This window comes from Aeromonas sp. S13(2024) (genome assembly GCF_041402405.1).
GTDB lineage: Bacteria > Pseudomonadota > Gammaproteobacteria > Enterobacterales > Aeromonadaceae > Aeromonas > Aeromonas veronii.
Map to the genome: position 1 here is coordinate 105,963 of NZ_JBGLRA010000004.1, position 12,200 is coordinate 118,162.

The following is a 12,200-nucleotide window of genomic DNA, read 5'->3' on the forward strand; positions in this document are numbered from 1 at the left end:
CGACGGCTTATTTGACGGTACTGCTTATTTGACAGTCACGCGGGCAAACTTGCGCTTGCCGACCTGATAGACGGCGGTACCGGCACCGATGAGTGCCTTGCCATCTTCCAGCTTCTCGCCATCCACCTTGACCGCGCCCTGCTTGATCATCCGCAGCGCTTCGGAGGTGGTGGCCACCAGATCGGCCTCTTTCAGCAGGTTGGCAATGGCCAGACCTTCGCCTTCCAGAGCCAGCTCGATTTCCGGCATCTCGTCCGGAATGGCGTTCTTGGAGAAGCGCTGGGTGAAATCTTCGTGAGCCGCTTCGGCGGCCGCTTCGTCGTGATAACGGGCGATGATCTCTTTGGCCAGCCAGATCTTCACATCACGCGGGTTGAGGGTACCGGCAGCGATGCCCGCCTTGAACCCTTCAATTTCAGCCAGCGGACGGAAGGAGAGCAGCTCGTAGTAGTTCCACATCAGATCGTCGGTGATGGACATGATCTTGCCGAACATCTCGCCCGGAGCGTCGTGGACGCCGATGTAGTTGCCTGCGGACTTGGACATCTTCTTGACGCCATCCAGACCCACCAGCAGCGGCATCATCAGCACACACTGGGTCGCCATACCGGCATCTTTTTGCAGCTCGCGGCCCATCAGCAGGTTGAACTTCTGGTCGGTACCGCCGAGCTCAACGTCCGCCTTCAGCGCGACCGAGTCATAGCCTTGCAGCAGCGGATAGAGGAATTCGTGAATCGCGATGGATTGGCCGCCGGTGTAGCGCTTTTTGAAGTCGTCACGCTCCATCATGCGGGCCACGGTCTGCTTGGCCGCCAGCTTGATCATGCCGGTCGCACCCAGCTCGCTCAGCCAGGTCGAGTTGTACTCGATGCGGGTCTTGGCGGGGTCGAGGATCTTGAACGCCTGCTCGGCATAGGTGAGGGCGTTATGCTTGATAGCCTCTTCGGAGAGCGGCGGACGGGTGGCGTTCTTGCCGGAGGGGTCACCCACCATGGCAGTGAAGTCACCGATCAGCAGGATCACTTCATGGCCCAGATCCTGGAAGGTCTTCAGCTTGTTGAGGATCACGGTATGACCCAGGTGAATGTCGGGGGCGGTCGGGTCCATGCCCAACTTGATGCGCAGCGGGCGCCCTTCCTTCAACTTGGCGACAAGTTCTTCTTCAACCAGAATTTCTTCCGCTCCGCGCTTGATCTCGGCTAGCGCCACCTCGAGCTGGGACATTTTTTGACTCTCCATCACGATTCCACAGGGCCAAACATATTACTGGAATGGCGGGCCAATTGGAAAGGCTGTAAAATCCGTCCATTCTGCCCGACTTCATCTGCTTCTCATGGTTATTTGGCACGCCTTCAACGCACTCCCCCACTGGCACCGCAAGATGGTGCTGATCTTGAGCATCATGATCATGATGCTGGCTGCCTGGCCAAGCGAACAGGCAGTAGCAACACGGGTCGATGAAAACGGCAACGAAATTGCCCTGCGGGAACCGGCCAACGACAACGCGCTAAACGACGAGCTGCCGGCCGAGGCCGCCCCGTCTGTCACCCCGCCCAAGCCGCGCTATATCACCAAGCAGGTGAAGGTGCGCCGTGGCGACAACATGGGAGTCATCTTCCAGCGCATTGGCCTGAGCACCACGGATCTGCACCTGATCGATCAGCTCGAGGGCAGCGATCCCCTGCGGATGCTGCAACCGGGGCAGGAACTCACCTTCAAGCTCACCGAGAACGGCGAGCTGCACAGCCTTTATTACCCCCACAGTCTGGAGCAGGCGCTCAAGGTGAGCCGCAAGGAGGAGACCTTTGTTGCCCGCAACGTCAAGATCGCCCTCGACACCCGCGAACAGGTGAGCAAAGGGGAGATCCGCTCCAGCTTCTGGGGCGCCGCGGTGGATGCTGGGATGACCGAAGATCAGATCATGGACTTGGCCGCCATCTTCGGCTGGGACATCGACTTTGCCCAGGACTTGCAACCGGGAGACAGCTTCCGGGTGGTCTATGAAGACAAGTTCCGCGACGACGAACGGGTCGCCTCTGGCGATATTCTGGCGGCGGAGTTCGTCAACCAGGGCACTGCCTACCGCGCCGTGCTCAATGAGGATGGCAACTACTACACTCCGGAAGGCAAAGCGATGCGCAAGAGCTTCCTGCGCGCGCCGGTTAACTTCAAATACATCAGCTCCAACTTCAACCCGCGCCGCCTCCATCCGGTGACCGGCAAGATCCGCCCCCATAACGGCATCGACTATGTGGCGCCGGTGGGCACCCCCATCATGGCGGCGGGCTCCGGCAGCGTGGTGGCCGCCGGTTACAACCAGTTCAACGGCAACTACGTCTTTATCAAGCATGCCGGCAACTATGTGACCAAGTACCTGCACCTCTCCAAGCGCACCGTCAACAAGGGGCAGCGGGTGAAGCAGGGGCAGACCATCGGCACTCTGGGTGGCACCGGCCGCGTCACCGGCCCGCACCTGCACTACGAATTCGTGGTGGGCGGCATTCACAAGAACCCGCGCACCCTCACCCTGCCGCAGGCAGAGACCCTGAGCGGACGCGAGCTGGCCAACTTCAAAAAGCTGGCGATGCCGCAACTGGCCAAGCTCGACAACCCCGAGCTGCAGCTGGCCCAGAACAAGCGGGATAGTCGCGGCAACTAAGCCATCAGGGCTGGCAGGGTGAAGGCCCTGCCAGCCCCTTTTATTGAGCTCGCGCCAGGCAACCAGATTGAAATGAGTCCACTTTCGGACATAAGATGAGATGGAACACCGGGAGCGGCATGTGGCACGGAAGCAAGGGCTTATCTATCCTGTCTCTCTCACTCTTTTTCCGGTCCGCATTGAGGATGCAACATGGTTGAGCGTTATATCGGTCTGATGTCAAAGACCACGCCATGTGGCATGGGATGAAAGCCGTTCCCCTCTTCACCCTCTCTGCACACCGCATTTTCAAGCAGCAATGTAAGGAGACATATGGCTGAACGCTATATCGGTCTGATGTCGGGAACCAGCATGGACGGCATTGATGCCGTGCTGGTGATGATCGCCGGGGATGAACTGCGGGTCGAAGCGGCGCTTTGTCACCCCTGGCCGGAAGAGACCGCCCGCGAACTGCACGAACTCTGCACCCCGGGCGACAACGAAATCGACCGCATGGGGGTGGCCGATAATCTGGTGGCTCGAGTGTTTGCCGCCGCCACCCACGCGCTGCTGGCCAAGGCGAAGCTCGAGCCCAAAGATATTCGCGCCATCGGCAGCCACGGCCAGACGATCCGCCATCGCCCCCAGCTCGGGTTTACCCTGCAGATCGGCAACGCCGCCCTGCTGGCCGCCTTGACCGGCATCGACGTTATCGCCGATTTTCGCACCATGGATATGGCCCTCGGCGGTCAGGGGGCGCCGCTGGTGCCCGCCTTCCATCAGGCGCTGTTTGCCAAACCCGGCGCCCTGCGAGTGGTACTGAACCTCGGCGGCATCGCCAATATCTCGGTGCTGCCGGGCAATCCGGGCGGGGTATATGGTTTTGATACCGGCCCGGCCAACACCCTGCTCGATGGCTGGTATCGCCGCCATCAGCCCCACGGCGGCAGCTATGACGCCGGTGGCAAATGGGCCGCCAGTGGCAAGCCAATCCCGGCCCTGCTGGAGAAGCTGCTGGCTCACCCCTACTTCGCCGCACCCCATCCCAAGAGCACCGGACGTGAGATGTTTACCCTCGATTGGCTCGATGGGGAGCTGGCAGGGACTTCATACGCCCCCGTGGATGTGCAGCGCACCCTGCAGGCGCTCACCAGCCACAGCATCGCCCGCCAACTGCCCGCCCGGCCCGAATCAGTCGGTACCAGCCAACCGAAAGCCGAGCTGTTTGTCTGCGGCGGCGGTGCCCATAACGCCCCCTTGCTGAAGGAGCTGGCCAGCCTGCTGCCTGCATGGCGCATCGCCAGCACTGCCGAGCTGGGCCTTGCCCCCGACTGGGTGGAAGGCGCTGCCTTTGCCTGGCTGGCCATGTGCTTTGTCCACCACAAGCCGGGTAACCTGCCCGCCGTCACCGGTGCCAGCCGTCCGGCTGTGCTGGGTGCGCTTTATCCCGCCTGAGTGATGACGAGGGGGCTGCGGATCAGTGTGCCCCCTTGAACAGACGCACAACCTGTTGCCGGATCGGTGCAAACAGCGGGGGCTTTGGCGGCTCCAGATTGATATGGCGCCGCCCGGCACGGGTTTCACAGCGAAGCAGATTCTGGATGTAGTGGTGGTGGGAGCGATGGATCAGCTGTGAGGCTTGATACGCCCACTGTCTGGGCACGCCCCACAGGGTGCTGGCAATCGCCCCGACGATGCAGAAGAAAGCGGGCTCCTGAATTCCCATCCGGCTGGCGTTCTCCAGCGCCTCCTTGAGCGAATTGGAGTGAGCAATACAGGTCATGATATTGACCATGAAGGCGTCGTAATCATCCTCCCCACCCTTGCCAACGCGCACCGTCAGGGTCGCCGCGGGCTGATAACCAAACTGATGGCCGATATTTTCCAACACCGTATTCCGCTGGCGGATCACCTTGCCATAAAACATCAGCATCACCATGCAGTCGATCGCCTTGCACAGCACCTCGTAGTGGGGATGGCTCTTCTTGGGACGCGGCGCCGTAGCGAGGGCCAGCTCTTCAGAGATAGCCAGCAGGCCCACAGGTACGGCGGTGCTGACAAACGAGAGGTCAATCGACAGTTCCAGCCCCTCCTCCCCTTCCATGCGGGCCACAATCACATGTTCGCCAAACAGCCGACGCTGGCGCTCGATAAAGGCGCCAAAGACCAGATCACGAAACTGCTTTTGCGGATAAGGGGTATCGAGCAGGCTCTCGATGGTCATGATGGCGGCGGATACCCGGCCGCGCAGTCGGTAATCGGCAGGAATGGGAAAGCTCTTTCCCAAGCGAGGAGGTAACCGCTGCCCAGATGTTTGACAATACATATCGCCCAGAACGAAACCCAGCATAAAACCTCCACAGTCAGGTAATGATGATCGCGACGCGATCTCGCTTGCCAATCCTGGGCAATGGCCTGCCGGTGCATCGATGCTCTCCGTCAGGGCTCCTTGATTACCTTATTAATCATACGATTAATAGCGATTGAAAAAAGCGACCTGACTCGCAATCACACCACTAATTAACAGTTTCATCAAGAAACCATAAAAAGCGGTCGATAAATCCATTTTTTGACGAATTTCCCTTTAAAAACAGCATATTGAACTTTATTCCTGCGAAATCACCTGAGCTGTTCCCAAGCCCTGAAAACCATCCCAATCACCACAACCAGCCACAGATAAGAGGGAGATCAGACAAAGCCGCAAAAAGTGGAAAAAGCGATGACGCGGGGCAACCCCACCCATCGGGGGATGCAACCGGCGTGAAGATAAGCGAATTGCCACCACCTCCCCTTCCTCATCCAGCGCCACATTTCATCCATCGCCATCTCTTATCGAGCGCCCCCACTCCTGTGAGCAGGAGCAGATCCGCCGTGCAAATTCATGGCATAGAATTTTATGGCGTTAATAACAGATCCAGGCTGCCAGCAAGGCGTCATCGAGTATGCTGGAATAATCATTAACAGAGAGGAATGCAAAAGCTGTGAATTATATTCCAGAGGTATCTTTAATAAGGTGGATATGCATATTCACGGGAATTTTCATAGCCCCTTAAAAGAGCTGAAAACAGATATCCATGCACCATAATATGCATTATTTGCACATCGGCGCATAATATTAACCCTTTATTCACATGCCAATATCCCGAAGAGGGAAAGAGCAAACCCAGTCAGGGCAAGGCTGTCCGCCGGTTCGGCACCATTTGCGCACGAATTGGCTGCAATTTCGGGTGAATTGAATAGCAATATGATTAAATTTGCACCCATTGAGCCATCTCATAGAAATGCAATCAGCGGTTTGCAACCCCTGATAGCCACTCATAGAATCGCAGCGTCTGAAATATCTACCCTGTCCTCTTCTCCCTTATTCCTCTCAGTAATTGAGTGGATCACAAATAATAACCGGGGATGCCGCCGCTGGCGCAGTGGCCGTGGCGTACAACAAGATGGGGTAAACCTGTACCTGAATGAACAACAAATATTAAAAAGAGGCATATCTATGAGTGGCACCATCATCAAGTCGGCAAGAAATACCCCCCATGCCCCCCAGGATCTGGGCCCCAGCACCCAAACGGTGGCGTTTTCTCATTACAACAATATCTCGGCCCAGCTGCCGGTCGATCCCGCCACCGGCAAGATGGTGAGTGGCGATGTCACTGCGCAGGCCAGACAGTGCCTGAGCAACCTCAAGGCGATCATCGAGAGCATCGGCCATGTGATGGACGATATGGTCAAAGCCACCATCTTCCTCAAAGACATTTCGGATCTGGAGGCGGTCAACGCCGTCTATCGCGAATTCTTCCCGGGCTATCTGCCGACCCGCACCACCCTCGCCGTCGCCGCGCTGCCGCTGGGCGCGCTGGTGCAGATCGATGCCATCATCTCCAACGGCGAAGGTACCTTCCCGCAAGATCCTTGCCCGCTGGTTAAACTCGCCCGCAATAGCGACAAGGCGCCGCACAACCCGCTCTCCACCCATACCGTGGCCTTCTCCCACTACAACAATATCGGCGCCCAGCTGCCGGTCGATGCGGCCTCTGGCCAACTGGTTGCCGGTGGCATCAAGGAACAGGCGGGCCAGTGCCTGCGCAATATCAAGGCGGTGCTGGAGAGCATCGACGTGCCGTTTGACGATATCGTCAAGGTCACCGTCTATCTGACCGATCTGGCCGATCTGGAAGCCGTCAACGAGGTCTACACCACCTTCTTCCCCGACTCCGCCATCGCTCGCGCCATCGCCTATCTGCCTGCCCGCTCTGTAGTCAGTGCCGCCGCTCTGCCCATGGGGGCACGGGTGCAGATGGATGCGGTCATCTCCCACGGTGACGGCACCCCGCCGCAACTGGTGGAAGATCGTCACAATCTGGTGATCCGTGCCCGCAATACCGACAAGGCACCGCGCAGCCAGCTCCATTGCCAGACCGTCGCCTTCTCCCACTACAACCATCTCTCTGCCCAACTGCCGATTGACCCCGCCACCGGCAAGATCCTGGCTGGCTGCATCAAGGAGCAGACCGCCCAGTGCCTGAGCAATATCAAGGCGATTGTGGAGAGCATCGGCCATGTGATGGACGATATCGTCAAGGTCAATATCCAGCTCGCCAATATCGCGGATCTGGATGCGGTCAACGCCGTCTACACCAAATATTTCCCGGGTTATCTGCCTACCCGCACCGTATTCGGGGTAAGCGAACTGCCCGCCGGTGCCCTGGTGCAAATTGATGCTGTGATGTCCAATGCCGAAAGTACCGCGCCACAGGCGTAAGGGTTACGCTCAATAAAAAATGAGACCGGCTGATGGCCGGTCTCTTTTTACATGCCTGACAAAGGGATGACCCCTCAACCCTCGATATCGCGGTTCCTGATCGCCACTCTGACCGCCTCTGCCGTGGTGGCCACACCGAGTCGACGGCGGGCACTGCGCAGATGGTTCTCGACCGTGCGCACCGAAAGCTTCAGGGTGGTGGCGATATCGGCATGGCGCCAACCCCGGGAGACCCACTCCAGCACTTCGCGCTCGCGCCCAGTGAGGCCACGCTCGTGACCCGCTACCGGCATCTCCATCAGGCGACGAGCTGCATGAAAAGCCGCCGCCGCGATCAGCGCAAGGCCAACCCGAGTGTGGGCACTGGCATCGATCTGATCGCCACCAAAGCTCATCGCCCCTTCCAGCCCCAGCGGCCCATAGACGGGTACCTGCAAGCCATGTCGGCCCGGCCCCTCAGGCTGGCGAACGATACGGTACTGCTCGCCAACGGCGCCAACCTTTTTGCTCCAGAAGAAGGGCTGGTCTCGCTCCCTGATATGCATCGCCATCGGGCACTCGCGCATATAGGTATGCAGGTCGACCGCCTCGCCGCTCTCCAGCCACTCCCCCTCCAGCCAGTAGAGGTGCTCGACCACCCCCTCCTCGCTGGCGCTGATGGAGAAGAGCGCAAAGCGGTGATACCCCAGCGGAGCGGCAAAGGTGCGCACCAGTTGCTGGATCTCCTCCAGCCGCTGGCACCCTTCCAGCGCCACCGCGACCTGCAGCGCATTCGCTGGCGATGACGACAACCTCATCGCTTGGCAACCGCCTCCAGCAAGGTGGTAGCGGCCAGCTTGCCGAGGTTATTGCCCGCCAGCGGGCTGTCACCGGTCAGCAGATTGCGATCTCGGCACACCTCTCCCGAGATGCCGTTGTTGACGATCTCAAAGCCAATCTCTTTAAGCTTCTCGCCAAACTTCCAGGTGAGGTGGCCCGGCATATAGCCAATTGCCGGGGTCTGGGCATCCAGCTCGTCGGGGAAGGCGCAGATCTTGTAGCCCGCGAAGGTCTCTGGATTGGCCACCGCCAGCAACGCAGCAGGCCCGTGACAGAGGGAGATGATGAAGCGATCGTTGGCCATCGCCCACTCCAGCAGCGCTTTCACCTCGGCACTCTGCGGCAACCCCATCAGGGCGCCGTGGCCGCCGGGAATAAAGACGCCGATATAGTCCGAGTCGGCGGCCAGCGCCTCTTTCAGCAGATCGGCCAGCTTGGCCGGTTGGCGGAACTGCGCCTGATATTTGGCATAGAGCCCCAGCACCTCTTCATCTTCGCCGGGCATGGCCCACCACTCGAACTTGACCGGATTGCCGGAGAGGGTGGCCACATCAAAGGCAAAGCCCGCCTTGTCGAGGTGATACATGGGCAGCAGGGTTTCGACCGGATGGTTGCCGGTGGAAAACAGGGTGCCGTTGTCGGTGGGCAGATAGCGCTCATCGGCCCCGATCAGCAGGATCTTCCAGCGCCCCTCCCGATAGGGAGCGGGATAGTCAGCCCCGGCAAGGTCAGATTTGCGCGAGGTGAACTGGCTCAGGGAGTAGGGCGATGGGAAGAAGGCATTCTGCTCTGCCGGATCCGGGGTCGGTTGTTTATCGTCAACAAGCATATCGGTCATGGGTCAGGCTCCAGTAGTGGTGGACTCGGTCTCACAGTATTGACTGTCAGAGACCAAGTAAATGAGGGTTTTCCCTCAACCGCCATGACTATGGCAAGAGGTGTGACCACGCTGCGACAAAACCTGAACAGAATCCCCGCCAGACTTAGGCCATCGCGACAAATGCCCTGACGATGGCATCCATGACCGCCCTGACCCGCGCGGCATGCTGCACATCCTGATGGGTCACCAACCACACATCGTAGGATTGCTGTAACTGCCGCTCGGGCCAGACCCGCACCAACCCGGCTTGCTCTGCGAGCGGAACCGCTACCTCGCCAAGCCCCAGCCCCATCAACAGGGCCTGACGCAGCATCAGGCTGGTATTGACTCCCGCAGCGACCGTGGCCCCCTCGGCCGCCTCTTCGAGCATCATTGGCGAGCGAGCGCTCTGCCAATGGGGCTCATACACCACCAGCGAATGGCCCGCAAAACCGGTGCCCGCTTCGGGAATGCCATGGCGAGCCAGATAGTCGGCGGAGGCATACAACCCGACCGGCCAGGAGGCCAGCTTGCGAATAATCAGGTCGGGATTGTCCGGCTTCACCGTCCGGATCGCGATATCCGCTTCCCGCAGGGACAGATTGACCACCTGGGTCGAGGTATTGAGGATGACCCTGATATCTGGATAACGCTGATGCAGCTCGGTCAGAGCAGGTATCAAAAAATCCATCCCCAGGGTGTCTGTGGTCGCCACGCTGACCTCCCCAACCAGGCGGTTATCGACCCCTTGCGCCGCCCGCACAAAATCAATGGCCGCCAGCTCCATCTGCTGGGCGCTGGCCAGCACTATCTCTCCGACATGAGTCAGCACATACCCTTTGGATGTGCGGAGAAACAGCGTGGCCGCCAGACGATGCTCCAGTGCGGCAATCCGCCTGCCAATGGTGGCCTGATCGACCCCGACCACACGGGCGGCGCCCCTCAGGCTCCCCTCCCGATGCAACGCCAGAAAAATTTTCGCATCATCCCAGTTCATCACGACTCCCGGTTGAAATGCATTTTTGCATTACAGGTGAGGGATAATACTGCGTTTATTCATCAGTAATCTCCACTATCTTGGTGCTCATCCCACTCGGGGAACCTCATATCACCTCGTTACAAGGAGCCGCTGATGCATAACGCCTATTCCATTCCCGCCACCATGAGCGCGGTAGAAATTACCCAACCAGGTGGCCCCGATGTCTTGCAACTGACCACCCGCGCCACACCAACGCCCAAGCCCGATGAGGTTTTGATCCGGCACTATGCGACCGGCATCAATGGGCCGGATGTGATGCAGCGCAAAGGGCTCTACCCGCCTCCGGCAGGGGCATCGGATATTCCCGGGCTGGAGGTCGCCGGGGTCGTGGTCGCCAAGGGGGAGCAGGTGGAGCATCTCAAGGTTGGCGACAAGGTCGCCGCGCTGATTTCGGGTGGCGGCTATGCCGAATACAGCGTCGCCCACCAGAGCAATGTCCTGCCCCTGCCGCCCGGATTGAGCTTTGTCGAAGCCGCGGCACTGCCGGAAACCTTTATGACGGTCTGGTCAAATATGTTTGAACGGGGTCAGTTCAAAAAAGGGGACATTATCTTGATCCATGGCGGCGCCTCCGGCATCGGCACGACCGCCACCATGCTGGCCAAGGCATTTGGCGCCGCCAAAATCATCACCACGGTCGGCTCACCCGAGCAGCAGGCCGCCAGCATCAAGCTGGGCGCGGATGTGGCCGTACTCTACAAGGAGGAGGATTTTGTCGAGGCCGTGCATGCAGCCACCGATGGCCATGGCGCCGACATCATTCTCGATATCATTGGCGGGGAGTATTCGACCCCGACCACACGGGCGGCGCCCCTCAGGCTCCCCTCCCGATGCAACGCCAGAAAAATTTTCGCATCATCCCAGTTCATCACGACTCCCGGTTGAAATGCATTTTTGCATTACAGGTGAGGGATAATACTGCGTTTATTCATCAGTAATCTCCACTATCTTGGTGCTCATCCCACTCGGGGAACCTCATATCACCTCGTTACAAGGAGCCGCTGATGCATAACGCCTATTCCATTCCCGCCACCATGAGCGCGGTAGAAATTACCCAACCAGGTGGCCCCGATGTCTTGCAACTGACCACCCGCGCCACACCAACGCCCAAGCCCGATGAGGTTTTGATCCGGCACTATGCGACCGGCATCAATGGGCCGGATGTGATGCAGCGCAAAGGGCTCTACCCGCCTCCGGCAGGGGCATCGGATATTCCCGGGCTGGAGGTCGCCGGGGTCGTGGTCGCCAAGGGGGAGCAGGTGGAGCATCTCAAGGTTGGCGACAAGGTCGCCGCGCTGATTTCGGGTGGCGGCTATGCCGAATACAGCGTCGCCCACCAGAGCAATGTCCTGCCCCTGCCGCCCGGATTGAGCTTTGTCGAAGCCGCGGCACTGCCGGAAACCTTTATGACGGTCTGGTCAAATATGTTTGAACGGGGTCAGTTCAAAAAAGGGGACATTATCTTGATCCATGGCGGCGCCTCCGGCATCGGCACGACCGCCACCATGCTGGCCAAGGCATTTGGCGCCGCCAAAATCATCACCACGGTCGGCTCACCCGAGCAGCAGGCCGCCAGCATCAAGCTGGGCGCGGATGTGGCCGTACTCTACAAGGAGGAGGATTTTGTCGAGGCCGTGCATGCAGCCACCGATGGCCATGGCGCCGACATCATTCTCGATATCATTGGCGGGGAGTATGTCGCGCGCAACTATGCGGCGGCCGCCATCAATGGCCGCATAGTCCAGATCGGCATTATTGCGGGCGCCGCCCCCAATCTGGATCTGTTTCCCATGCTGCAAAAGCGACTGACCCATATCGGCTCCACCCTGCGCTCGCGTACCCCGCAGGAAAAAGCCGAGCTGATTGCCCAACTGCAAACTCATGTCTGGCCATTTATCGAACGCGGTGAGGTCAAACCGCAGGTTTACCAGACCTTCCCGCTGCATGAGGCCGCCGCAGCCCACCATTTGCTGGATTCAGGCCGCCATATAGGCAAGCTGGTATTAACCATGGCGCCGTTGTCGTCAGATTGATAAAGGCCAGCGATATTTAAAAACGTCCTAATCTTACGATAGATGTGTGT

The 12,200-nt window shown here is 59.1% G+C and carries 10 protein-coding genes; 5 read left to right on the forward strand and 5 right to left on the reverse strand.

Annotated features, from left to right (window positions below; translation table 11 throughout):
* Positions 1-24: 24 nt before the first annotated feature.
* Positions 25-1,224: a tyrosine--tRNA ligase gene (gene tyrS / locus ACB042_RS08035; protein WP_042058620.1), complete on the reverse strand. Its 1,200-nt coding sequence runs from the start codon at positions 1,222-1,224 to the stop codon at positions 25-27.
* Positions 1,225-1,333: 109 nt separating this feature from the next.
* On the opposite strand from tyrS, the gene ACB042_RS08040 reads away from it, so the two are divergent.
* Positions 1,334-2,659: a peptidoglycan DD-metalloendopeptidase family protein gene (locus tag ACB042_RS08040; protein WP_139741831.1), complete on the forward strand. Its 1,326-nt coding sequence runs from the start codon at positions 1,334-1,336 to the stop codon at positions 2,657-2,659.
* A 312-nt stretch (positions 2,660-2,971) separates the two neighbouring features.
* Positions 2,972-4,093 carry an anhydro-N-acetylmuramic acid kinase gene (locus ACB042_RS08045; protein WP_371178206.1) on the forward strand — a complete coding sequence of 374 codons (1,122 nt, stop codon included), beginning with the start codon at positions 2,972-2,974 and terminating at the stop codon, positions 4,091-4,093.
* A 22-nt stretch (positions 4,094-4,115) separates the two neighbouring features.
* On the opposite strand, the gene ACB042_RS08050 is transcribed toward ACB042_RS08045, so the two are convergent.
* Complete coding sequence (locus tag ACB042_RS08050; RefSeq protein WP_371178207.1) at positions 4,116-4,925, reverse strand: hypothetical protein; 810 nt, start codon at positions 4,923-4,925, stop codon at positions 4,116-4,118.
* Positions 4,926-6,134: 1,209 nt separating this feature from the next.
* On the opposite strand from ACB042_RS08050, the gene ACB042_RS08055 reads away from it, so the two are divergent.
* The gene (locus tag ACB042_RS08055) at positions 6,135-7,400 is read left to right on the forward strand and encodes a RidA family protein (RefSeq protein WP_371178208.1); all 1,266 of its coding nucleotides are present in this window, start codon (positions 6,135-6,137) and stop codon (positions 7,398-7,400) included.
* A 74-nt stretch (positions 7,401-7,474) separates the two neighbouring features.
* On the opposite strand, the gene ACB042_RS08060 is transcribed toward ACB042_RS08055, so the two are convergent.
* The 3 genes from ACB042_RS08060 to ACB042_RS08070 form a co-directional block, all read right to left on the reverse strand.
* A complete protein-coding gene (locus ACB042_RS08060; RefSeq protein ID WP_371178209.1) occupies positions 7,475-8,197 on the reverse strand; it encodes a PA1136 family autoinducer-binding transcriptional regulator in 723 nt (240 codons plus the stop codon).
* Complete coding sequence (hchA, locus tag ACB042_RS08065) at positions 8,194-9,057, reverse strand: glyoxalase III HchA (protein WP_058057895.1); 864 nt, start codon at positions 9,055-9,057, stop codon at positions 8,194-8,196. The genes ACB042_RS08060 and hchA overlap by 4 nt, the downstream gene beginning before the upstream one ends.
* A gap of 145 nt (positions 9,058-9,202) precedes the next feature.
* Positions 9,203-10,075 (reverse strand): LysR family transcriptional regulator, encoded by an 873-nt coding sequence (locus ACB042_RS08070; RefSeq protein ID WP_043818947.1) that lies wholly within the window; start codon positions 10,073-10,075, stop codon positions 9,203-9,205.
* Positions 10,076-10,210: 135 nt separating this feature from the next.
* Here ACB042_RS08070 and ACB042_RS08075 point away from each other — a divergent pair, with 135 nt between their 5' ends.
* Positions 10,211-11,002, forward strand: coding sequence for an NAD(P)H-quinone oxidoreductase (locus tag ACB042_RS08075; protein WP_371178210.1), 792 nt, complete (start codon positions 10,211-10,213; stop codon positions 11,000-11,002).
* A 119-nt stretch (positions 11,003-11,121) separates the two neighbouring features.
* A complete protein-coding gene (locus ACB042_RS08080; RefSeq protein WP_371178211.1) occupies positions 11,122-12,150 on the forward strand; it encodes an NAD(P)H-quinone oxidoreductase in 1,029 nt (342 codons plus the stop codon).
* Positions 12,151-12,200 lie beyond the last annotated feature (50 nt).

Bases quoted from the DNA above. Each gene is read 5' to 3' on its own strand.
- tyrS (WP_042058620.1), bottom strand. From the start codon at position 1,224: ATGTCCCAGCTCGAGGTGGCGCTAGCCGAGATCAAGCGCGGAGCGGAA.
- ACB042_RS08040 (WP_139741831.1), top strand. From the start codon at position 1,334: ATGGTTATTTGGCACGCCTTCAACGCACTCCCCCACTGGCACCGCAAG.
- ACB042_RS08045 (WP_371178206.1), top strand. From the start codon at position 2,972: ATGGCTGAACGCTATATCGGTCTGATGTCGGGAACCAGCATGGACGGC.
- ACB042_RS08055 (WP_371178208.1), top strand. From the start codon at position 6,135: ATGAGTGGCACCATCATCAAGTCGGCAAGAAATACCCCCCATGCCCCC.
- ACB042_RS08060 (WP_371178209.1), bottom strand. From the start codon at position 8,197: ATGAGGTTGTCGTCATCGCCAGCGAATGCGCTGCAGGTCGCGGTGGCG.
- hchA (WP_058057895.1), bottom strand. From the start codon at position 9,057: ATGACCGATATGCTTGTTGACGATAAACAACCGACCCCGGATCCGGCA.
- ACB042_RS08070 (WP_043818947.1), bottom strand. From the start codon at position 10,075: ATGAACTGGGATGATGCGAAAATTTTTCTGGCGTTGCATCGGGAGGGG.
- ACB042_RS08075 (WP_371178210.1), top strand. From the start codon at position 10,211: ATGCATAACGCCTATTCCATTCCCGCCACCATGAGCGCGGTAGAAATT.
- ACB042_RS08080 (WP_371178211.1), top strand. From the start codon at position 11,122: ATGCATAACGCCTATTCCATTCCCGCCACCATGAGCGCGGTAGAAATT.